The sequence below is a fragment of the Paenibacillus sp. JT22N12 genome (genome assembly GCF_056269365.1).
Genome location: NZ_JBWDNU010000009.1, coordinates 203,010 through 227,446 on the forward strand (window position 1 = coordinate 203,010; position 24,437 = coordinate 227,446).

General features: G+C 50.5%; 18 protein-coding genes. All 18 read right to left on the reverse strand.

The features are described 5' to 3' along the window. Positions 1-2 precede the first annotated feature (2 nt). The 18 genes from AC0YOA_RS27300 to AC0YOA_RS27385 all read right to left on the reverse strand — a co-directional run bounded on the left by AC0YOA_RS27300 (position 3) and on the right by AC0YOA_RS27385 (position 24,280). The gene (locus tag AC0YOA_RS27300; RefSeq protein ID WP_475789326.1) at positions 3-896 is read right to left on the reverse strand and encodes a carbohydrate ABC transporter permease; all 894 of its coding nucleotides are present in this window, start codon (positions 894-896) and stop codon (positions 3-5) included. Between the two features lie 90 nt (positions 897-986). Further along, complete coding sequence (locus AC0YOA_RS27305) at positions 987-2,342, reverse strand: ABC transporter substrate-binding protein (RefSeq protein ID WP_210046827.1); 1,356 nt, start codon at positions 2,340-2,342, stop codon at positions 987-989. 88 nt (positions 2,343-2,430) lie between these two features. Next, positions 2,431-4,185, reverse strand: a complete 1,755-nt coding sequence (locus AC0YOA_RS27310; RefSeq protein WP_475789327.1) for a cache domain-containing sensor histidine kinase — start codon at positions 4,183-4,185, stop codon at positions 2,431-2,433. Between the two features lie 46 nt (positions 4,186-4,231). Then, complete coding sequence (locus AC0YOA_RS27315; RefSeq protein WP_475789328.1) at positions 4,232-5,773, reverse strand: response regulator; 1,542 nt, start codon at positions 5,771-5,773, stop codon at positions 4,232-4,234. Next, positions 5,745-7,871, reverse strand: coding sequence for a hypothetical protein (locus AC0YOA_RS27320; protein WP_475789329.1), 2,127 nt, complete (start codon positions 7,869-7,871; stop codon positions 5,745-5,747). Before AC0YOA_RS27320 ends, AC0YOA_RS27315 begins: the two co-directional genes overlap by 29 nt. Before the next feature lie 26 nt (positions 7,872-7,897). Continuing rightward, positions 7,898-8,890, reverse strand: a complete 993-nt coding sequence (locus AC0YOA_RS27325) for a DUF4432 family protein (RefSeq protein WP_475789330.1) — start codon at positions 8,888-8,890, stop codon at positions 7,898-7,900. A 17-nt stretch (positions 8,891-8,907) separates the two neighbouring features. Next, complete coding sequence (locus AC0YOA_RS27330; protein ID WP_475789331.1) at positions 8,908-9,909, reverse strand: aldo/keto reductase; 1,002 nt, start codon at positions 9,907-9,909, stop codon at positions 8,908-8,910. A 140-nt stretch (positions 9,910-10,049) separates the two neighbouring features. Beyond that, on the reverse strand, positions 10,050-10,934 hold the full coding sequence (locus AC0YOA_RS27335; RefSeq protein WP_475789332.1) for an SMP-30/gluconolactonase/LRE family protein: 885 nt from the start codon (positions 10,932-10,934) through the stop codon (positions 10,050-10,052). Between the two features lie 87 nt (positions 10,935-11,021). Further along, on the reverse strand, positions 11,022-11,975 hold the full coding sequence (locus tag AC0YOA_RS27340; protein WP_475789333.1) for a D-2-hydroxyacid dehydrogenase: 954 nt from the start codon (positions 11,973-11,975) through the stop codon (positions 11,022-11,024). Between the two features lie 204 nt (positions 11,976-12,179). Then, positions 12,180-14,819, reverse strand: a complete 2,640-nt coding sequence (locus AC0YOA_RS27345) for a hypothetical protein (protein WP_475789334.1) — start codon at positions 14,817-14,819, stop codon at positions 12,180-12,182. A gap of 20 nt (positions 14,820-14,839) precedes the next feature. After that, on the reverse strand, positions 14,840-15,937 hold the full coding sequence (locus AC0YOA_RS27350) for a lactonase family protein (RefSeq protein WP_475789335.1): 1,098 nt from the start codon (positions 15,935-15,937) through the stop codon (positions 14,840-14,842). 21 nt (positions 15,938-15,958) lie between these two features. Beyond that, positions 15,959-16,777, reverse strand: a complete 819-nt coding sequence (locus AC0YOA_RS27355; protein WP_475789336.1) for an SDR family NAD(P)-dependent oxidoreductase — start codon at positions 16,775-16,777, stop codon at positions 15,959-15,961. Between the two features lie 23 nt (positions 16,778-16,800). Continuing rightward, on the reverse strand, positions 16,801-18,342 hold the full coding sequence (locus AC0YOA_RS27360; protein ID WP_475789337.1) for an extracellular solute-binding protein: 1,542 nt from the start codon (positions 18,340-18,342) through the stop codon (positions 16,801-16,803). A gap of 98 nt (positions 18,343-18,440) precedes the next feature. Then, complete coding sequence (locus AC0YOA_RS27365; protein ID WP_475789338.1) at positions 18,441-19,322, reverse strand: carbohydrate ABC transporter permease; 882 nt, start codon at positions 19,320-19,322, stop codon at positions 18,441-18,443. After that, positions 19,322-20,323 carry an ABC transporter permease gene (locus tag AC0YOA_RS27370; RefSeq protein ID WP_475771796.1) on the reverse strand — a complete coding sequence of 334 codons (1,002 nt, stop codon included), beginning with the start codon at positions 20,321-20,323 and terminating at the stop codon, positions 19,322-19,324. The genes AC0YOA_RS27365 and AC0YOA_RS27370 overlap by 1 nt, the downstream gene beginning before the upstream one ends. 184 nt (positions 20,324-20,507) lie before the next feature. Then, complete coding sequence (locus AC0YOA_RS27375) at positions 20,508-22,838, reverse strand: helix-turn-helix domain-containing protein (protein ID WP_475789339.1); 2,331 nt, start codon at positions 22,836-22,838, stop codon at positions 20,508-20,510. Between the two features lie 454 nt (positions 22,839-23,292). Next, entirely contained in the window at positions 23,293-23,790 is a 498-nt protein-coding gene (locus AC0YOA_RS27380) for an N-acetyltransferase family protein (protein WP_475789340.1), read from the reverse strand. A 91-nt stretch (positions 23,791-23,881) separates the two neighbouring features. Continuing rightward, complete coding sequence (locus AC0YOA_RS27385; protein WP_475789341.1) at positions 23,882-24,280, reverse strand: GNAT family N-acetyltransferase; 399 nt, start codon at positions 24,278-24,280, stop codon at positions 23,882-23,884. Positions 24,281-24,437: the final 157 nt, after the last annotated feature.

A 24,437-nucleotide genomic window follows, 5' to 3' on the forward strand; every position in this document is an offset into this window, starting at 1 on the left:
TGTCAGGTCTCCTCCCCGCGGTTCATAATCTTCAAGGTCAAAAAGGAAAAAATCGAAATGATGATAAACAGGCTGTAGGCAATCGCCGAGCCGTAGCCGAATTGAAAATCCTTGAACGCCACTTCGTAATAGCGCATCACGACGGTCATTGCGGCATGATCGGGACCGCCGATCGGCTGTGAGGCCGACTGGAACAGAAGCTGGGGCTCATCGAACAGCTTGAACCCGTTAATAATGCTCGTAATGACTACGAACAGCATGATCGGCTTCAGCATCGGAAGCGTAATAGAGTAGAAGGAGTTGATCCATTTCGCGCCGTCGATTTTGGCCGATTCATAGAGCTCCTCGGGAATCGTCGACAAGCCCGAGAGAAACAGCACCATTTTATAGCCGTATCCGACCCAGCCTACAATTATCATGACCACTATTCTCGCAGGCGTGGAGGTGCCGAGCCAGTTGACGGAGTCCACTCCGATCTTCTCCAGAAGAATGTTCACCGTGCCGGTCTTCCAGTCGAACATGATCTGGAAGATAATCCCGATCGCGACGGGCGTCGTAATATACGGGAAAAAATTGATTAACTGGAACGTCGTCCGGGATCTGCTGAAGAAATCCTTGAGGAATACCGCAAGCGCCAGCCCCAGCACAATCTCCACCGGAATGGTGACCACGACGATCAGCAGCGTGTTGAAAATGGATTTATAGAACAGCGGATCGTCCGTGAAGATACGGATATAATTCTTTAACCCGACAAACGTCTTGGCGGAAATCCCGTCCCAGCTTGTAAAGCTGAGAACAAGCGAGTACACAATCGGGAAGAGACTAAACAGCGCATACAGCAGAAAATACGGAGTAATGAGAAAATAGGGAACCAGCTTTCTTCCATTCCATTGCAAATCCTTCACCCTCTACCGAATGGAGTTAAAACATCTGACTGTGTATGAAGGGGGCTGGGCGTTAACCCGAACCCCGCTTCTTCAACGGAACTATGCCTTGATGTCCGGCTGTTTGGTCATGATGTCGTCCTGCATTTTCTGGACCAGCTCGTCGACGGACACACTGCCGCCCTCGGACGCGTTGATCGTCTGCATCGCAACATTCATCGCATCATCGATATCCTGATCATATTTGCTCGGCAGACGCACCGATTTGATTTTGGGAAAAATATCCGTATCGAACACGGCCATGACATCCTGCCCTGCAAAATGCTCATCCTTATGGGAATAAAAATTCGGAATATCATAGACAGGCTTGTATGGGGAGAAATTCCCTTTCTGGTCACGCATAATTTCCGAGCCCTTCTCGGTCATGAAGAAGAACTTGATCAGTTCCGCTGCACCCACCTTGTTCTTGGCCTTCGCCGGAACCCCCTGAACTGTTCCGCCGAAAGGGAAAGGGCCGCCCGGCGGGATCATGAAGCCCCAGCGGCCAATCCCGTCCTTGTCATTGGCCTTGATCGTGAAGTCGACGGACCAGTTGGCGCACGGGTAGAAGATATGAATCTCGTCCGTATATGACGTGCCTTCGGCCGGCGATGAAACATCCAGCGTATCGACGATTCCCGCCTGCTTCATTTCCACAAGCTTCTGCAGAATCGGCTTGACGCCCTGATCGAAGTTAAGCGTATCGCCCTGGATGAACGGCGTGCTCGATTGGCCCTTCAGGAACGCATAGGCATCGCCCAGACTGGCAAACATGAATACGCTTCCATTTGATTTCTGTTTAACTTCCTTGCCCTTTTCGATAAATACATCCCAATCGGTAAAAATTTTCTCCAGCTCCGCAGGATCATCAGTGCCGAAGTATTCCTTGGCCAAAGCCCGCTTGTACGCCATGCCGGCTACGGAAGGAGCCTCTGGCCCGACATATACGCCGGAATCTGTCGTTTCCAGGGGAATCAGGTAGTCCAGCAGCTGGGAGGTGTCGAGACTGTAAGGCTCCTTGGAGAGATCCTCCCATATGTCCAGCGACAGCAGCTTGCCGCGGAACGTCTGTTCAAGCCAGGCGATATCGGGCAGATCGGCTCCCGAGGCAAGCGCAGTTTGCAGCTTTTGCGCCATATCCTTGGCCAGAACCGAGGTCAGCACAATATTGTACTGCGGATTCAGCTTGGTAAATTCCTCATACAGCTTCTTGCGGCTGTCCGAGACATCCCATGTCCAGATGTTGATGTCTGTCTTTTTTTCCGCCGTCTTCCCGCCTGTGTCTGAGCTCTGCTGCGATTCTTCATTATTCGCGGCCGTCTGGTTGTTACCGCCGCCGCTGCTGCATGACACAAGCAGCGTACCTATAAGGATGCTGACAAGAAATAACGGTATACCCCTCCAAATGCGTGATTTCATTCAACTGCCTCCTCCTGTTTATCTTTTTCCTGCATCTTGAATTTATCATCTGCGGGAATCGCAAAATATAGCTCAAAATTATGATCTGTTATACATTTTTAGGGTCGTGCGTCAGGAAAATAAGCGGCAGCGAAAACCAGATCAGCGTACCTTCGTTTTCCGTGCTTTCAATATTCAGAATACTGGTATGGCCGAACAGCAGCTTCAGACGGTTGTTTACATTAAGCAGCCCGATGTGATCCAGATCCTCCTCCAGCGCAGGCGAGGCCATCTGCCCCCGGAGCTTGTCCAGAATGCCTGGGCTGATTCCGACTCCGTTGTCCTCCACGCTGACCTTCAGCGCATTGGAGTCGGATGAGACATGGATCCGTATCCAGCCCTTCCTCAGGGCAGGCAGAATCCCGTGAAAGATGCTGTTCTCGACAAGCGGATACAGGATCATTTTCGGAATTTTATATGCCTTGCACGACTCGTCAACCTGCCAGATGACTTCCACCGCATCGTTATACCTGTATTTGAGGATCATATTGTAGTCGTCGATATAGTTCATCTCGTCGCCGATGCTGGAGAGCATCTTGGGGTGATTCCTGATCGTTGTCTGCAGGAAAGAGATGAACGCCTTCGTCAGCGTGACGATATCCGGGGCGTTCGCCTTGCGCGCCAGGTAAATAATGGCGTTCAGGGTGTTGGAGATAAAATGCGGATTGATCTGCAGCATGAACATTTTGAGCTCCAGTTCTCTTTCCTTTTTCTCCATGAGGACAGACTCGTCCAATAATTTCTTGATATCCTTGACCATGCGGTTGAACACTCTGGCCGCTTCCTCGATCTCGTCTCCGCTTGTCACCACGATATTGGTGTGGAATTCCCCCTTCGCCACCTGCCTCATGCCGCGAACCAGCTTGAGCAGGGGCTTTGCCACATTGGCGGCTACCGGATAAATGATGATCCACATGAACAGCAGGCAGATCAAAAAAATATACACAATCGCGTAATTGAAATATTTCATATTCGCGTTTATTTTGCTTTTGGATATCGTTCCGGTAATCGTCCAGTTGCTGGATGGAATCGAATCAAAGATATAATACTGGCCCGCCCTGAACAAGACGTTCTGCGTCTGTGACGGCCCTTTCAGCAATTCGTCTGGAATGGCGGCGGAGGATGGGTCGGGGGAGTAAATCGTATGCTCCGACTTGTCGAAAGCGATAATCTTGATCCCGAGAGAGGGATCCACGAGCATCGGCTTTACCAGTGCGGCATAGTTCAGGTTGATCAGCAGCTTGCCCAAATAAACGCTCCGGGAGGGGTTTTGTTTATCATAGATATTGGTCACATACGTCACCACATTCAAACGGGATGTATTCGAAGGTGCGACCACGATATGGGGCCTGGAGACCCCGTTATAGGTATGGCTGTTTCTGAAATCGTCGTACCAGCCCTCGCTCAGGTCGCTGTAGTAAATGCCGCTCAGCTCGAGCGCCTTGCCATGCGTATCGACGATGCTCATATCCACGATAATATTGTCCCTAAGGAAATTGTATTCCTTGAGCAGCGTATTGATTTTCCAGACCGTCGAGAAATAGTCGTAACCGTCCGTTACCATCGTTTTCTTCAACAAAGCCTGCAGCTGGTCGTTGACGATAATGCCCTTGGCGTAGGTCACCGTATCCTCCAGCGTGTACGAGACCTGCTGCGTTATTTTCCCGACGATGGTCTGGTTGTCTCTGATGGTCTGTCTGCTGAGAATGGGATTGACGTAAATGTACATAGAAACGCCCATTAGTCCGACGGAAAGCAATATAGCGAGAAAAGTCAGCGTGACGATTTTTGTCTTGATTCTCATAAGCTGAACCGACTTGTCATAAGATCCCTCTTCCTGCCGTATAGCGTTAGCGGCTGCCGGGATTTCTTCCCGTTATCCGTTTATAGGTTTTGCAAAAATACTGCACCGTTTGATAGCCGACCATCGAGCCCACCTCGTAGATTTTATAATTCCCCGTCTCCAGAAGCTCCTGGGCGCGTTCAATCCGGTATCTGGCGAGATAGACGACGAATGAAATGCCTACCTCCTTCTTGAACAGCTGACTGGTATAAATCAGACTTAGCCCCAGCCTGTCGGCAACCTCATTCAGCGAAATATCCTTCTGATAATTGGCATGAATATATTGAAGCACATCCCTGATCTTCCTGCTGTGCTTCGATTTGGACTCCTCCGAGATCTGCTCGACAATGCGCTCAAACCAGTCGGACATTTGAAATACATTGTCCAGATCCTGAATTTCCCCCAGCTTTTCAATAGGGTCGATAATCGGAGCGCCCTGCTGCGGCGATTTGTGAAGATTGATGATCCGAACCAGCTCAAACAAGCATTTGCGCAGCAAGCCCGTATCCTGCAGCGACACCAGCTGGCGTGTAAACAGATCTCTGATCTTCCCGTTCACGTCAGCATACTCACTCAAACTGAGGTCATCCTGAATATCCTTCAGCTTCTGCTCTATCACAGGATAGGGAATATCCTGTGATAGAGCCTTCCCGGCACCGGTCAGAATGCAGCTGCTTTTATTGAAAATTTTGAGTGCGTAGATTTCCCTTGTTTTCTTCAAGGATTCCTTCATGACGCGAAGGTTCTCGAAAATCGGCCCGATGGCGATGGACACGGTATGGTCGCTGGCCAGGGCAATTTGATGCTGAAGATGCCGGGCGAACGCCCAGTTGAACTCGTACATTTTACTCTCGCTGAACGGCTGGGGAATCCGGACAAAAACCGCATATTCGCGGTTGGACAAATCGGCCGCCTCGGCTTCGAATCCTTTGAACAGCCGGGTATACAGAAGGTCGATAAACTCGCCCCGCTCTATCCCTTCATCAACAGGCTGCAGCGGTTCCCGCTCCTGGGGCTTGCGGTCAAGCCCCACGATGAATATTCCCGTCCTGCCCTGCCAGGGGAATGGACTCGCGAGACCTGCCGTCTCCGCTTCACCCGTTTGCGATGCTGCGCGCTTGAGGAACAACCGGAGATGCTCTTTTCTGGCCAGGTAGCCCGCGCTCTCTTCCTGTTCGATCTGCTGCTTCGCTTTATTGAGCTCTTCCACTAATATTTCGCTGTCCAGCTCATGCTTCAGCACATAGGAATGAATGCCCAGCTTGATCGCTTCGCGCGCAAAATCGAAATCTCCGAAGGCCGTCAGCAGGATAATTTTTTTGTTTTTCTGCCTGCCGAGAATGCCCGCCGTCATTTCCAGACCGCCGAGCACGGGCATCTTGATGTCCGAGATGATGATGTCGGGATTCTGCTCCTCGAATAGCCGCAAGCCCTCGCGGCCGTTCCTCGCTTCGGCGATGAGCGCGAAGCCGTGATATTCCCAATCGATCAGATGCTTGATTTCATCTCTGACGATATCCTCATCCTCTACGATCATGACCTTCAGCATGCTCTATCGCCTCTTTTCCGCTTGCAAATGCGATATCCGCCGCAATTTGCGGCCGGAACAAATCCCACCTGAACGGCGTTTCCCCCAGGTGCATCAGAGGCTGCTCGCGGTAATGGGCGTTCGTCACCGCAATCAGCGCCTCCCAGTGGCTGGCGGCATGCGGCGGACTCAGCCATTTCACAGCGTTCTGCCGCTCCGCTTCTTCGCCGGTTCTCTCAAACAGCGCAGCATGCACCCCGGCCCGCAGCTTGGCGGCAAAATAAAGACCGAGATACGCCCACGCCTCAATATCCGCCTTCTCGCAGTCAAGAGCCGGACGCTCCGAGCGGATCGCCCCGAGCAAAGCCAACCCGCGGCCGGCGTCCGCTTCCAGCGTATCCGCGAGCTGGAGGGGCGTTGTCCGCCCTTCCATGGAACCGCCGCCCAGCAGCAGGTCCGTATAATTCCTGAGCGACAAATATTCGGGATCGAACGGCGTGCTTTCCAGCAGATCCTGCAATGAAATGAAGGCATCGCCGGGTGAGTCGCATTTGGTATTGTCGCTTGCGATGAAGCCTTCCGCATATAAGGTAAAGTCCCATGTGAACGAAAAGTACGAGGCCAGCGCCATCGGCATTTTGCAGACGGCGGAATATGCGCTTAATAACGGACTCCCTGCGGATTTGCCGAAGCGCCGGCCGATTGCCTCCTCGAAGACGGTATCAGGCGTCCCGGAATCGTACAGCAGCCGGCCCCACAGCATGTAATACAGCCACATTTTCTCGAAAGCATAGGTCCAGTCCATATGGGGATGTCCCGCGGCATGAGAGTAATCGTCGGCAGGGATAAAGCACTCGGAGCCGATATAATATCCGCCGACATAGTCATGAGCATTGGCCGAGATATGCGTCCGGATGAAATCAGGCTGCGCCCAGCGGAGCGTGAAGAAATCCTCATTGCGCACCATCCAGGTGATTTTGTAATTGGCCGGCGGCCGATCCCAATACCCCTCCATTCCTGCCGAACCGCCATGCGTGAGCAGAAGTCTCGGAGAGGAATAGGCATGGGACCAGTTGAACTTCACTTCGACCCAGACCGGCTCGGGCAGAAAGCCGTTGTTCTCAATGGAGTCTCTCGTAATTTGCGGATCGACGGAGAACGGTGCGCGGTGAATGAATTTGACAGGCCGGCTTGCCCGCTTCATCCCTTCGTAATAGACATCCTCGATCCATGTCTGTCTGTCCTGTGGAGTCATATCATGCATTCTTTCCCCCAGCGATGTGCCAAGGCCGGTCAAATCGGGGTATTCGTCGATCAGCTGCGTCACGCACTCCCGGGTATACTGCCTGATCTGCTCCGTGGAATAGGAATCGCCGTAATAATGCTGCAGATCGCTGACAGCATTTCCGTCATAGTTCGCTTTGAACGACTCCGATACGAAAATATTCCAGTTCACCATATAAGTCTCGATTCCACGGTCCTTCGCCATCTGGAACAGTGAGGTCCAATACTGCCTCCACTCCGATAATTCCTGCTCTGTAAAGGGGCAGGCTTCCGGAAAATTCACCGGTCTGATCATATAGGGAAAGGGATGAAGATTCCACAGGGTCAGCGTATTATAACGGTTCCTGGCCATCATATCGAGAAACTGGACCCAGAAGTCCAGATCGCGGACGGCGTCGTGCTGAAGGTCGAAGCATTCATTCGTCCTGTAGCTGGACCAGGGCAAATTAAACTTCAGCGCGCGGAAGGGAAATTTGGCGTTCATCACGCACTCCTTGACATCCAGCAGCTTACCCTTCGACTGCAGCCGCTCGGCAAGCTCGAATATGCCGTACATCCCTCCCGTTTCCTCGGCAGCCAGCACGTATACCGTCTGCCTGCCCTTATAAACGCCTTTGCGGATTTCAAAACCCTCGCTTCGAACGCCGGCATCCATGTCCAGCCCGTGCGAGGCTGCTTCCTCAACGCTTGCCGTTATCATAATATTTATGGACGCCGGACTGTCCGGCGCTCCGTAACTCCAGGTTTCCCCGATCTCCTCGAGCGCTTCGGTCAAGTGACCAAGCGCCAGCTTCAATCGGGCAGAATCATCCCGAACCGTTATCGCCACTGTCATGGAGCAGCCCCTCTTTCCCAAAGAATTCAGACCATTGTTTCAAAAATTCCGCAGCTAAAATCGGTGACATATTCCTCATCCGGCTGCAGCTCCCGGAAGGTGCCATGAGCGAGGGAATCGTCCAATGAGGCAAAGGCATCATTGGACGGCTCGATGGCAACGGTATAGATGTCATCGCTGATGCTGCTCCAATAGCGGATGTACGGAAAAGCGTCCAGCTTCCAGCGGAGCGAAACGCCGACTCCCTTCTTCCGGTTGACCAGCCTCGCCCAGGGCTCGCGAATGTTCTTTAGCACGAGAAATAATTGTTCATGCGCCTCCCGTGGAAGCACTTCCCGAATATTCCTGGCTGCGCCGCTTGGCAGCGTGATCCGGTCTATCGGCTCCTCATAACTGCTTAGACCGCTGCCGGGAGCAGCCGCATACTGACGGGGATGGAATGCGATGCAATCCGGCACCTCAACGGTCACGTGTTCGTCCAGAAACTGTCCCCCGAACGCAGGATGCTGCGTCCAGGTAAACGCGATAGCGGAGTTTCCCGTATTCCGGATTCGCTCCCCGATATACAAGACGGGATCGTTCTGCCTGATCATGAAGGTTTTCTCAACATACATGGGGATTTCCGGCAGCTGGACATAGCAGCGGACAGCCGCCTTATCGGCCGTATTCACGATTATTTCATACTCCCATGGAAGCGTCGCGGCGATCCCGCCCGTATCCTGCGTAATCTCGATGCTGCCGTATCTGGCTCTATGGGGCAGGCAGTCCTGCCAGCCTCCCGCATAGAGCTCCGAATACATCCCAAGCCGCTGTTCGGCTAGATTCCTGCCGCGGAAGCCTTCGAGTCCCGCGCCAGTCTTCAGAAGGACGTCCATATCCAGGGGTTTATAGATGAATTCGTACAGATCGGCGCCTTTTCCGGTCAAAATGCTGATTTTGAGCAGGCTGTTCTCCAAAACCAGCATTTTTATATTGGAAACAGCAGTTTCATCTATTGTACACGGCGAGTTATTCGACATGGCGATCCCCACCCTCTTTATTGAAAAATATTCAACTCGCGCGGAGCCGGGAAAATCTCATCCAGGCGCCTTAGAGTCGGCTCATCCAGCTCGATCTCGACAGCCCTCAGCGAATCCTCGAGCTCCGCTACCGTACAGGGGCCGATGATCGGCGCGGAGATTGCCGGTTTCGACAACAACCAGGCCAAGGCGACGTGAGCCTCCTTCTCCCCGAGCTCACGGCAGAGGGCGGAGTACTGCTCAAGCTGTGGACGGTGCGATTCAAGCAGCTTGCGCGCATGACCGCTAAGCGTCTGCGGGATGGGGCGCGTGATGTCGAGAGCCAGGAGCCCTCTGGCCAGGGGGCTGAAGATCGTAACGCCAATTCCCAGATCTCTTGCTGTGGGAAGCGTATCCAATTCGGCATAACGGTTGACCAGACTGTAGCCATGCTGCTCGGAGATCAAGCCCATAAAATGTCTCTCTTTGGCGCTTGATTGCGCTTTCAATAAATCCCGGCCTGCGAAATTCGAGGAGCCGATATAATCCACCTTGCCCTGCCGCACCAATCCCTCGAAGGCCTCCCACAGCTCCTCCCACAGTACGTTGCGGTCGACGTGGTGCATCTGGTAAAGCTCGATATGGTCAGTCTGCAATCGTTTCAGCGAAGCTTCGAAATGGCGGCGGATTTTATATAAGGACAGTCCCTGCGGCTGATTCGGACCGTCGATGATGTCATCGTCAAACATGCGTCCGACCTTCGTGCCGAGCACGACCCGCTCGCGGCGGCTGCCGCCCTTGGCGAACCAGCGGCCAATGATTTCCTCCGTGATGCCGCGCTGTCCGAGATCGCCGTATACATTGGCTGTATCAAAAAAATTAATTCCAACATCCAGAGCGGCATCCATGATGTTATGCGCTTCCTGCTCCGTCACGCTGCCGTAATCCCCCGGCTTCTTCTTCTCGCTGCCGAAAGCAGCCGTACCCAGGCATAACCGGCTTACTCTCATGCCGGATCGTCCCAAATAACCAAACTTCATCCTGTATCCCTCCCCGTTTATAAAAGAAGAAACGGCTATCGCCGTCCTTTGGCGGAGCAGTTCGTTTCTTCCCTCAAATCTTATGGACATTTATAAGCGTAAAACTTATAAATGGCATAAGGTTGTGGCAAGCTCCCGTTCTACACAGCTCCGCAAACATCAAGCCTCACACTGTATAAAGAAGTGGTGGCGGTAATATACAATATATCGTTCCGCGAAGAGCCGGCACCGCTGCCGAAGCATAAATTGGCTGCGACCTCGGGCAGCTCGATTCTGCCCAAATGCTCCCCTGACGGCGCGTATATCCAGATGCCGCCCGGACCGGTGACATACACATTGCCCCGCTCATCGGTTTTCATTCCATCCGCGGCCCCCGGCCCCATTGCCGTATCCATCTCTGCGAAGATCCGCCCGTCAGGGTTTACGGTTCCGTCCGGCGCAGTATCATACACCTTAATATGCTGTTTGTTGGTATCGTTAATATAGAGCAGAGATTCATCGGGCGAAAAGGCCAGGCCGTTAGGCCGCTCAAAGTCGCCGACCAGCAAATCGACAGCGCCTGTTGCCGGGTGGTACCTGAATACGCCGTTGTAATCCAGATCTCTGGAATCTCCCAGCATCGCGCTGTAGGGATCGGAGAAGTAAATCGTCCCGTCCTTTTTCACGATGACATCGTTCGTATTATTCAACCGCTTTCCCTGATAATGCGTTGCCAGAGCGGTAACGGTTCCATCCGCTTCAATGCGGGAAATCCGCCGTGCCAGCGATTCGCACTGAATCAACCGGCCCTCCGCGTCCAATGCAAGACCGATCGCCCTGCCGCTCTGTTCTATGTAGAGCCGTGCGCCGTCCGACTCGCTCCAGGTATGAATATGATGGTTGGGAAAGTCTGTGAAATAAAGCTGGTTGGTCCGTGAACACCAGACAGGTCCTTCCGCGAACGAATATCCGGAAGCAAGCCTATGAATTTCCCGCCCTTCGGGAATGAGTTCGTCGAGAAGCGTGTTATAACGGATTATTTTCATTCATCCATGCTCCTTTCCTAAGGCGTCATACTTGGGTTTTACCGTAATGCGATCTTATCACCAGCCATACCCAAGATCAATAAACGTTTAATACCCTCTGCCCCGTTCGATGACATTAAGCAGCGGCTCGCCCTGCAAATATCTTTGAATATTGGCTGTGAATAGTTCGGTTCTTCTCTCCGCTTTTTTGGGACTTACGCCTGCCGCGTGAGCCGTCAGAATGACGTTCGGCATATCCCACAAGGGGCTGCTTGCCTGGGGCGGTTCCACCGCCGTAACATCCAGTCCCGCTCCATGAAGATGCCCGCTCTGCAGCGCCTCGATCAGCGCCTCCTCGTCGACGGTGCGCCCGCGTCCAATATTAATGAAAACAGCTCCGCGCTTCATCCTCCCGATTCGTTCAGCGCTGATTATACCCTCGGTATCGGCCGTCAGCGGAAGTGTGGAGACGATAAAATCCGATTTGGCCAGGGCGCTGTCCAGATCGGCGGTCACAACCAGCTCATCGACAAAAGACGGACGTTTTGACACGCTCCGTTTGACCCCGATGACACGGGCTCCCAGCCCTTTCGCTTTCCGGGCCAACTCCGTTCCAATATCCCCCATGCCGATGATCGTCACGTTCGAATCCTGAATTTCCAGACAACGTGGATTATGCTTCCAGATCCGTTCCGATTGCTGGTGGAAATGAACGTGAAGCTGCCTCGTCAGTGCCAGCATCAGCGCCAGTGCATGCTCGGCGCCGGGGACGCTGAATACTCCGCTGGAGGAGGTCACGACCACATGCTCCGGCAGCGCAAGCCTCTTCACATAGCTGTCCGCTCCGGCGCTTGGCAGCTGCAGCCATTTTAGCGCTCTCATCGTTTGAAGCATCCCGTCAGATGGGAATCCAATCAGAATTTCGGCATTCTCGAGGCCGCCGAGCTCCCATTCATCCCGCTTTTTATCCATAAACGTCACCTGGGGAAACTGCCGCTTCATCCTTTGCAGCTGCCCAACGTCCGGAATAAAATCGCCGGAATAGCTAATTGCCGCTATCATATCAATCTCCTTCCCGGACATTCTTCGGTTAATCGTGCTCTTTATATTGTATCACCGGCTATTTTTGATAATTTGTAACGAATTTAATATACGTTACACTTTTTTATGATCGGGCCGGCATAAGAATAACCTTTACCTTACACGCAAAGAAGCTCCGGATATATCTCCGGAGCCTCTTACCGTGTTATAAGTTAGGCGTCAGTATCAGCAGCCTGGAATGACATAATAGGGCTGGTTGGAAAGCTCCTCATTCAAACCCGGGTAAATCCAGGCATCGCCCTTGGTGTCCTTCATTTCAAAAAAATAAATGAAATCAAAAGTTGAGTCCGTATATTCCGCAGGCACGCAAGCGGAGAACAGGTCTCCTTTCCGGGACATCTCCACGGTCACATAGCGTTCCCCCTGATTGGCATGACGGTAGTGCAGATCGATTCCAAACCCGTCCTCTGCATCCGGCACCGCGATGCTCAAATCCAATTCTTCCCCTTTATGCAGACGGACTGGAGATTCATGCCTGTATTCCTCACACTTATTCGGGCTGCGGGCTTGAAGAAACGGAGCAGCGGCTGCCAGTATGTCCGTTATCCCGGGTTTTGCTGGTGCTTCGCCGGCCTTCTGCTCCATAGCCATGATATCGTCTTCTATGGCTTGCAAACGGTCGCTCCAATGTCCCCTGACATGAGGGGTATAACCAAAGGTAATATCCGGCTTATATATGTCCTTCGAGACCATAACCAGATGCTTCCATGAATCTCTTGCTGTCCGGTAATGTGCCAACGCCAGTTCCAATTGTGCAAAATTCTGACTGCGCTCGAACAATGCGTAGGCTAATGCAGCACGGAACTTATTGGCAAAGAAGCGTCCCAGATCGATCAGAATGGTTACGTCGATAGTGAACCGGCGGAAGGAAGGCGTATTCTGGTCACCTGCATCGCGAAAGGCTTGAGACAAATTCATTTCTGCCGTATCGGCAAACTGCTCCAGACGGCCGGCGGTTTCCAAAGGGGAATATTTCCCTGCGCGGAACCCTTGAACAATGTCGTCGGCAAAATCGTCAACCCGATAAAACAAAGCCGTATCCAGCGGACTTGATGTGCCGAATGTTCCGGGCTTCGGTGTGTCGAATTCATAATAGGAGGCCTCCCCCCTATTCATAATGGGCTGGTTGGAGTACATCTCGGGCCAATATATAACATTCGCAGCAGAAGGAAGATGGGCAGCGGTTACAAGCGGGAGTATTCTGCTGGCATGTGCGAGCGACTGCTCGCAGTAATAAGCCGCAGCACCGAATTCGCTATTCAGGTAACGACGCCAGGAGGCCGGATCCGCATCCGGATTATACAGCAGCCGCCCCCACAGCCGGTAATAATACTTATATTTAACCCAATCCCGATTAGGCAGCTGCAGCGCTGTATCCAGGTAAGGCTCGCGGCCCCCGGGCGATCCTGAGCCTTTGCGGCCTTTGAATGTTAAAGGCTCACATAATTCCACCCCTTGAGTGCCGCTGAAGCTTGCAAAGCGCCCGTACCCTGAAGCGATAGCCGGATCGCCCCAAAGCAGCAGCTTCTGCGTTCCCGGCCAAACTCTGAACAAGATGCCAAACGCGCGATCATGCCGCAAGTAATCGGCGTAGCCATACCGTGTAAATCTGCGGGATAAAGCCGTAATTTCCTGCATTTTCATTGCAGGACTGTCAGGCGGCGAAAATTCGTTTTCCCGAATGGCTGCCTGATGATAAGAAGGCCCCATATGCTCAGCCCAATATTTGGGAGACAAGTAAACAGGCTGCTGCGTGCTTAAGGCAACCTTCAACAATTCATCGTTTATCCCCTTGGCATGCATATCAATTTCTACTCTACGTCCGGCATCCTTCGTACCTTCCATAACGACACGCCAGAATTCATAGGCAGGCTCGGGAATGCCTCCCTCATAATGGACGCGAAATGTAAGACCGTCAATGGTTGGAAAATCCCTCAGCAGCAGCCGGATGGCATCACGGCAATATTCGGCATGGTTCTGCGGGGTTATTCCTTCAATCGTATAGTTCATATTCGGACTTTCGGTGAACCTATAGGAATGATTCCATAATCCCAATTGAAAATGAAGGCCTCTGCGTTGGCATTCTTCTCCGATATAGCGGAGCATGTCCCAATTGCGCTGCCTTTCGTCGGCAGGAAGCTCTGCGACCTGCACTTCATATCCGGGTACCTCGAATAGAAAGGGATAGCTGAAACAGAAGTAATTGTCATGGACATCGGGATCATGACCGTAATCATAGCCCATGCCGAGCGCAAGACTGAATCTGTTGAACCGCTGTGTCATCAATTCAGTCAAATATTCATCCCAGAATGATTTGTCGTAAAACCATGGCTTATCCTCGGGCTCGCAGGCAAATAAACGGGTTACGCTCCGGATAAGATTGGCGGGCTTCTCGGCAAACGATGCTGTAGCAAGCAGCTCTTCCATAACGTTTGCAGCCAACTGGATGCGGTCTGCAAGCTCAAGCACGGCGTAGACGATGCCGCGAGTGTCCGTGGCTGATAGTACAATCAGCCCCGGGAGCGCTGCAACGGCAAAAGCTTCCGTTTCGGCAGGCAAAGGAAGATTGGCTTGCTCAAAAGCCGAATGTACAAGCGGCGAATCCGTCCCCGCAATAACGATCTGCAGCTCGGTACCGGACCCGTTCAGATACTTCCCGGTATGGCTTACGGGAATATGGCGTTGTTTCAGCGCATCCGACAAGAGTCCCTCTGCCCAGATTACCTGGGCTTGCGATGCGAGCGGATTCTGATCATCGCGGAAGATGATCACTTCTGACAGCAGCTTTGGCGTTTCATTTGACAAAGAGAAACACTCCTCGGGTATCAATTTGAAAACTTATTCGATGACAGGGGCAGCGAAATCATCTTGATGCAAACCGGCATCGGAATCTCGATGCTATGTCCTGTCGGATGCAGTCTGCCGGTCTGACGGTCGATGCCGAATACGACGATATTGTCAGTAGCCTGATGTGCAACGAGCATATAATTGCCCGTGGGATCGATAATGAAGCTTCTGGGCTCCTTTCCCAGCGTCGGCTCGTGTCCTACGTATTCAAGACCGCCCGTAGCAGGATTGACAGCATAGATCACGATGCTGTCATGCCCGCGATTCGAACCATAAACAAACGTCCCCGCAGCGTTTACCTGTACATCCGCACAATTGCTGCGGCCCGTAAAATCGACCGGCAGAGCCGAAACCGATTCTTTATGCGTGAGTATGCCTTCGTCCGGGTTATAGTCATAGCTCGCAATGGTGTTGCTCAGCTCATTAATCACATAAGCCCAACGTTTATGGGGATGAAAAGCGAAATGCCTGGGGCCGGCTCCGGATTCCATCTGCACCGGTGGAATGGAACCGGAATTTAACCTCCCGTTCACCGGCTCGAAACGGTAGACAATTAATTGATCAGCCCCATACTCGGCAGCAACGGCATAACGGCTGGAGTTATCCAGGGTTATAGAGTGGACATGCGGTCCTTGCTGCCGAACCGGATGTACACTCGCGCCCTCATGTTGAATAAAATCCGATAGTTCTCCCAGACTTCCGTCTTCGCGTATAGGCAGAACGCTTACGCTGCCGCTGCCGAAATTAGCGGTCAACAAGAATTGGTTATCCTGCTCCACAACCAGATGAATGGGCTTGGAGCCGCCCGAGGACTGCTGATTTAAATATCGGGGAAGCCCGGTGCCAGAATCGATTTCGAATGCGCTCACCATTCCCTCCCCTTCAATGGTGTTCACCGCGTACAGATAACGCTGCTGCGAATCTATCGCCAGATAGGTAGGGTTCACAACACCGGAGACCTTGCCGGCATAAGCCAGCTCTCCGGTAGCCGCATCCAGACGGAGGACATAAATACCCTCGCTTTCACCTTCCGTGTACGTTCCTATATAAGCCAATATCGCTGAATTTGAATTCATAACCGTTTCTCCAATCTTTCTTTACGGATTCCAAACTCCCAATCCTTCTTCAACCGACTCCGCTACCCCATCCGCAAGCTGGGCGGTTAAGCCCCCATCTACTACCAGGGCATGACCGGTAACGAAAGAGGATTCATCCGATGCCAGAAAAAGGGCAGCCATAGCCGCTTCGCGCATCGTTCCAGGCCTTCCCAATGGATAGGTCGCTTTCTGACGGCGAACCTCCTCGGGATACTTTTCCAGAAAATCCACTTTGCCTTCCGTCACGATTCTCCCTGGGCAAATGGAATTGACCCGGACTCCATATTTTCCATAATCCAGCGCCATCTGACGGCTCAAATTAATGATGGCCGCTTTGGCAGCAGCATAGGATGAATGCCTTCTTCCACCCAAGAGTCCATGGACCGACGCAGTATTGATAATCGAGCCCTTCCCTGCTTTCATCATTCCTGGAAGCGCATACTTACTTCCCAGAAAGGCTGCCTTGACCGTAGAGGCGAATACTTCGTCCCATTCAGCCTCCTCCTGTTCAACGACAGAAGCCGTTCGGCCTTTATAGGCATTATTCATCAGAATATCCAGCCTCCCGCATGATTCATTGGCATGTTGGATAAGTTTCTTCAAATCATTCGGTTTAAACACGTCAGCGGAGCAATAACTGGCCTTGCCCCCAGCGGCAACAATGTTATCGGCGACCTGCTGACCCAGGCCTTGCCGTCCGCCATCGTCGTTGACAATCACGTAGGCGCCCTCTTCCGCAAACAACTCCGCGCATGCTCTTCCAATCCCGGAAGATGAACCTGTAATAACGGCCACCTTGTCTTTCAGTCTTGTTCCCACGTTCTTCTCCTCCTTGCATTTTTTTAATTTTTCAGCTTTTCCTGATATAACTCGTTCAACTCTTTCAGGTGCTGCTGATAGCTCGGATCATCCTTGAAGCTCTTGACAAACTGCTCCCAATCGCTCATGGTGCTCTTCCCTATGATGACATTTGTCTCCATATCATTAATTTTCTTATTCCAATCCGCGCTTTTTTCCAAAGCGGTTGGTGTTACAAGGCCAAGTCCGGGATTGGGCTTGGACAGGGTGGTGATCTTATCGACAACCTCATGATTGTATGCTTTGGTTTCCGGCGTCATGCCCGGCAAATCCGCTTTCACATATTTGTCGTAGTAGCTGGAAACCCACTGTGCGGATGTATCAAAGGCATAGCCTTTCTTCTTGCCTGCTTCCGTCTGGGTGATATCGCCCGTTTCGCTCTCGGTATAATCCGTACCTTTTATTCCGTACGCAACTAGATTATATACCTCTCTGGTCGCCGTATAGTCGTAAATTTCAAGAATTTTTTTCAATTTTTCCTCGCTTACTTTTTTATTCACCATAAAAATTCCAAATGAGCCCGGCGCTGCCTCCATGTAGATATTTCCGTCCGGTGCAGCGGGAAATAAGTAAGGCTTGATCATGCCTTTCGGATTAACCTTGGTTAAGTCATCGGTATACAAGTGGCCGTCATACACATTGGTAAAGCCCATTCCCGCTTTCCCCTGGGTCATGAAATCTCTGGTCTGACTGGTCTGCAACAGCGGCAAGTCCGGGACCATGATGCCGGCTGTATTCACTTTGTTCCAGAATGCCAATGCATCCTTCATTTTTGGATTAAAGAAACTCGGCAGCAATTGACCGTCCGGGTCCACATACGTTTGCAGGCCATTTCCGAACATTGATATATAATAGCTGGATAACGAAGGCGTTCCTTGACCTACAAAACCGTACGTATCATCCTTGCCGTTGCCGTCCGGGTCGTCTTTGGTGAAGGCCTCCATCACGTTATAGAATTCATCCATGGTCGTTGGAGCCTTCAGTCCTAATTTGTCCAGCCAGTCCTGCCGGATCAACAGGGATTGGTGACCATCAATCGGCCGGACACGGGGAATCCCCATTGTTTTCCCTTTGAAGGCGACATTCTTGTAAATTTGCTCAGGGTAGCTGGCCAAATTAGAGTAGTTTTGAATATACGGTGTCAAGTCCCAGAAAGCTCCCTGGTTCGTTGCATTGGCGAACGCTTGCGTATTGATATCCCATACTAAAGTCACGTCGGGAAGGTCGCCGGCAGCGAGCATCACATTTAATTTGTCCGTATAGTTGTTCGCAGGAACATAGGTAACGTTAATTTTGACATTAAATTTCTCGTTCAGTTGTTTGAGACTATCCAGATCATTGCCTGGCACCGAATTGTAAGTCGTGGTTAGTATATTAATTTCTGTAGGTTTGGAAGCTTTACCCCCGGCAGCAGCAGTTGAAGATGCTTGCTGAGTTGTTGACGGAGTCTGTGCTGAACTGCAGCCCGCCACCAGTATTACGGCAGCCAAAGCGCCAAAGCTTATACCTTTCAACCATCTTCTCATATTCGAACCTCCTTCAATTTTAGAACGCCTTCATTCGTTTTCAAGCTGCTTGAACGCATTCCTTCTAACTCCATCACCCCCTTAGCAGGAATGCCTCATCAGCCTTTCACCGAGCCAACCATCATCCCTTTGACAAAATACTTCTGCAGGAACGGGTAAACCATAATAATAGGCAGCGAGGTCAGGACGACAGCTGACATTTTTATGGTTTCGGGCGGCAGCATTTGATCGCTCTGCAGCATTTGCGCTACCGAGGGATCCCCTACCTGAGTGGACGATTGAATAAGCAGTAATTGCAGGACTACCTGCATGGGGCGGAATGTATTCGAATTGATATAAAGTACAGCATTGAAATAGGTGTTCCAATAAGCAACTGCGAAGAATAAACCGAAAGCAGCGATGGCCGATAATGAAACAGGCAGAACAATTCGGAAAAACACGCCAATGTCTGTGCAGCCGTCTATTTTTGCCGACTCCTCCAGCTCATCGGGAATTTCCTGATAGAAGCTTCTCATCAAAATGACATACCAGGCGCTGGTGATTACAGGGAGAATAAGCGACCATACCGTATTGATCAATCCGAGCTCCTTCACAAGCAGATAATTGGGAATCATACCTGGATTAAACATCATCGTGAATAAAATACCCATCATGAGAATGCGTTTGGGCCTGAACTTCTTGCGGGACAAGGCATAAGCGAGCCCGCTTGTCAGGATGAGGCTGCAGGCCGTGCCGACAATCGCCAGGAAAGCACTCACGCCCATGGAGTGAAGAAAGGTTGAGGTTGATAAAATAAACTGATAAGAAGCCAGGCTCCACTGCTTCGGAATAAGCACGATCGGACTTGTGGCATATTCGATCGGATCTGTAAAGGACACGAGAATTACATAGAGAAAAGGCAGTAACGTCGTCAGGGAGAACAGAATGAGAAAGATATAATTGAAGGTATCAAACACCCGGGATGCGGGTCGGTGCTTCATCAGTAAACCCCCTCCTCTCCGAGCTTCTTGGCTAACCGATTGGCAGAAATAACGAGAATTAGGCCTACCACCGATTTGAATATTCCGACAGTCGTTGCGAAGCTGAAACGCCCGTTTTGAATTCCCATCCGATAGGCATAGGTATCAAATACATCAGCCACCTCCGTCACAGCAGAGCTGGACATCAAATAAATTTGTTCGAATCCGATATCCAGAACTTGACCTAATCGAAGAATCAAAAGAATGATAATCGTTCCTTTAATGCCGGGAAGCGTCACAAATAAAACCTGTTTCCAGCGGTTCGCACCGTCCATCCGCGCCGCTTCATATAATTCCGGATTAATGCCGGCCAAGGCGGCCAGAAAAATAATTGTGCCCCATCCGGCATCCTTCCAAATCGATTGCATCGTCAGCATAAACCAGAAGTTATTGGAGTTGGTGAGGAAGTCTATGCTGCTGCCTCCTGAATCCGCGATCAGTTTATTGACAATTCCGCTGCCGCTCAAGGTCAGGAAGCAAATCCCCACGATAACGACCCAGGACAGGAAGTGCGGGAAGTAAACCGCGGTTTGAATCCATCTTTTAAAGGTTACGTTTTTTAATTCATTCAATAGAAGCGCCAGAATGATCGGTGTGGGAAAGAAGAAAACAATGTTTAAAAAACTGATTGCCAATGTATTTCGGAACAGCAGCCAGAAGTCCGGATTCAAGAAAAAGCTCTCAAAGTTTTTGAACCCGACCCATTCGCTTTTTAGAAGACCGAGATAAGGAGAGTATTCTGTGAAGGCTAACGTTAACCCCCACATGGGCACATATTTAAAGATAAGGAAAAATAACAGGCCAGGCAGTGCGAGCATGTACAAATATTTTTCTTGTTTGAACGATTTTCTCCAGCCCTTCAGCCAAAGCAGCAGTCGATGGGGAGAAGCGGTCTGGTAAGGCAGTTCGATTTGCTTCCCTGGAGAGAATACGGTTTTTCGCTGATTCGGCAATGCGCTCATCCTTTCCTTATTCGATTGTGGATTGCTAACTCGTATTGTAAGTAAGCCCTATTCGTTTAACAATGAGCCAATTGTGAATGCTCTTTATGTGCCGCTTTTATTCGAATTCACAAAAGGAGCACTCATACAAAAACGGCTACCCTCCGTCTTAACAGACTTGTGGATAGCCGTTATCTCGATCATGTTATTCTTGTTCGCGAAACTGCCCCGGAGTGCTTCCTACATTTTTTTTAAAAACACGAATAAAGTTTTGCGTATGCAAATAACCAACCTTTTCGGAAATATCACTAACGGGGATCGTGGTTTCCCGCAGCATTTGCTTTGCCCGTTCAATACGGATTTGGGTTAAATAATCGGTGAACGAGATTTGCTTGAACCGTTTAAACAGCTTGCTGAGATGTGTCCGGCTAATTCCGGCATCGCGCGCACATTGATCCTGGGAAATCTCCTGATGATAATTTTCTTGTATAAAGGCGACTACATTCTCAATAATCTGCTCGTGCTCCATATAGGTTTTATTTTGCACAAACCGGACAATAGGAGTAATTAATTCCTGAAGAAACCAACGGTTTAAATCGTCCATATTTTGCATTTTGCGCAGATGTTCATAAGGTTCCTCGTCCTTAAAAATGGCGTCCATATCCATGCCCAGCAGATAAACGGTACGCATTGTAGTACCCAGAAGCTGTGTATACGACATATGAATCACTTTAGGGACATGGGTGGCACTCACCACATACAAGGAGAACTCGTGAAGCATGCGCTGCGACTCCGCCAGGTCCCCTTGCCTCAATGATTCCTCATAGTGCTGCTCCAGCTCAATTGGATAACGATAGCTCCCGCTTGTCTTCAAGAAGGCATTATCCTGGTCAATGACCTGTTCTCCCCCTACGACCAACCGGGAGGATAATGCAGAAGCGGCTTGCCGGTACACCTGCGCCAGATCGCGAATTTCATGGGTTGCAGTCCCAAGTCCAACCGTTATCGGCAGCCGCAAATAGTTCGCCAGAACAATCCTAACCTCTTCCAAAAATGCTTTAACCGAAGCGTTCCATGCAGCCACCGCTTCCATCTTGATTTTCGTGTCCGTTCGATTCCAAAGGAGTACGGCGACCTGGTCATTCAACAGATTAACGGTAATGCCAAGGAAGGAACGCTCATAATTGCTGATCATATCGCTTATTATATTCTTCATTGCAAATGCAATAAGATCACGATCACGGTCCTGATCCGAGAACCTCCCTTCGAGTGTCGAGCTCCTATCGTAAGTCAGAATAAAAACGGAGAAAATGGCACGCTGCGGAAGACCGTAACGGTGGAATAAGTTCTCGAGTTCGCTCTGCGAATAGTGGATAAGATGACCATGAAGCGCCTGCATAACAAAAGATTCCTGAATAATGGGTAACTGGCGTGATAGTTGATGCTGCAGCTCTCTGGTTTTATCCTTTAACTCCAGCCAATGTTGCTCCAAATAACCGATTTCATCTCCATCTGTATCACTTTCAGTGGAATCACGCCTCATACGGGACAAAAGATTGGCAACCGGCCGGTAGACCCATCGGGTCCCGAGAAAAGTAAAGACAAAAGCAAGCAGCAGAACGGCAGCCAGAACAGCCGCCGTAATGATTCCGATCCCTGCCGATTTCGCATTCAATTGCCTTGCCGGAATCAGATCAATGTACTGCCATCCGGTATAAGGCGATGTAAGAGTTGTCACTAAATAGTCCTGGTTATTCCATGTATAGTGAAGCTTGTGGTTGGATCCGGTTTTTTCTCGAATCGTGTCAATTAATTCTGATGGCAATACGGATTCGGAAGAATTAACAACCGTTTTATCCTCGTTATCTACAACAGCGATCATCTGTCCGGGATAAACAACGGAGCGCTGGATAGCATCCTGGAACAGCTTCTTATCAATCCTGACAAGCATCAGTCCAAACGGATTGCTATCCTGCAAAGGCAGCTTGCAGACAAATGTAATTCCGTTTGCCGTATCATTGGGGCGGATATGGAATATCTCGTTTACCCATTGGAACGATTTCGGAAACCCGATTGCCTCGTTCAGCTTGTTAATATCGTAAATTGGCGTCACTTTGAATAGACCGGAGGATGAAGAAAGCAGATAGTTGTCTTTGACATACATCGAGATATCCAGTATCAGCTTGTGATTGGTTTGAAAGGACAAGAAAAACTGGGAAACCTGCATATTATATTCAAGTTCATTATTCTTGACCTTCTGCAAGGCCCCATCCCAAAAAAGGGGAAGAAACAGCATTTGCAGCGTACTGTCTTGAATATTTTGCAGCTCATTTTCAATGGTTGCGGAAGAATTCTCTAAAAGCTGGATATTTGCCCGGTTCACTTCATTTTGCAGCGCCGCGGCGGAGAATGAATAACTGCTCACGCCTACAATCAGGGTAGGCAGAACGGCGGCAGCCAGCATCAACAAAATCATTCTTCGCAATAAAGTCGATTTCATGCTAACAAACGGTTTCTCTTTCCAGTTCCATCTCATTGTCCCCCTCCTAATATGAGATTAGCGACATTGCGATTATGAGCGATAGCCGGACCCAGCCCTTGAAATATAGAAGGCCGTACCCCAAGTAGAAGTCGGTTCCTTTGGGTACAGCCCGGCACATCTCTTATTTGCAGTCATTCATCAGAACTGTAAACGCTCTCATTTAGCTCATCTCAGATTCACCCCCGGCTATACCGGGAATCACTTTTCCCGCCCATATTTATACATTCTTCCGGCCGCTCTTGACCGAACTTTCTCCATTTTATCAAAAACAAAAACGATAGCCTATAGACAGTTCTTGCGTTCTGCCTGCCGGGAATATAGGTTCTGACGGATATATGCTCACGCTGCCTTACAAGCATTTAAAACGCAGCAAGGCTGCCAATGGATTGGCAGCCTTGTGAACGGTTCTATCCTATTTTCCATCGTAATCGATCTCGATCAGGCCTTGTCATAACGCCTTTCGAAATCGCATTTGGCGCAAATTCCTGCCCCGGTAGATCTCCCGCTCCGTGCCGTCGAATTCAAAGCTTTGACGCTCATAGAAGCCGATTGCGGCCTTGTTCTCCTGGAGCACCCACAGAATCACTTTTATGTAACCCAGTTCCTTCAATCGCTCCAGTGCCCAATCAAGCAGACGGGTCCCATACCCTGAGCCTTGATATTCCTTCAACAGGTAAATTGCCGAAATTTCAGCGGTGCTTTCGAAGCCTTCAATGGAGGGGGTGATTATAAGACAGCCTATTGCTGTTTCATTGAGCAGCATGATTGCAGTCCGTTCCATGCCTTGAGACAGGGAATGTTCAAAGTGCCTGGCCCGTTCCTCAGCCGCAACCTTGACCAAATAATCAGCCGGCATGATCTCTTTATAAGCATCCCGATAGGATGCGGCGTGCACCCGTCCCAAATCCCCGGCATCCTCTAGCCGTGCCCATCTTATATCATGCATGTGGAAGTCCTCCGAAACGGCATGCTGCCGGATTGGTACAACAGCATTCACGTTTAAATTACCGGTGATTAACAGGCCCTGCAAACGCTCGTTACTTCGATCTTGGTATTATAAATGCCCGGTCATTTTTCTCAAACCCGATACGCGGGTAATAATCCATCGCGGTCGGCGCGGAGATTAATAATAAAGAGACCTTATCCCCCAGATGCTCACGCAGCTGCCTGACAAGCTCTGTTCCAATTCCGCTCTTCTGATACTCCTGACTTACTGCCAGATCGGACAAATAGCAGCAGTAAGAGAAATCGGTAATCGCTCTGGCCAATCCGATGAGCTTGTCCCCATCCCAGGCTGATACATTAATGTCGGCGTTGTCAATCATCCGCTGGATACGGTCAAGGTCATCTGCCGGACGTTTGATGCCCGAGCTTTTGAATACATCGGAAACGTCCCCTGAGAGAAGCGGAGCATTAATCTTGTACGCTATCGCCATTTGCCCACCTCTTATTCTAGTTTAGTTTCCAGCTAGTATAGCATATATTTGTCCTGGCTAAAGAAGCTGTTCCACTATTTTTTCCTCCAAATCGCGCCTATGCACCGATCCAGACATGGAAAATCCCCACCTTGTAATAAGGTGAGGACACCATAGA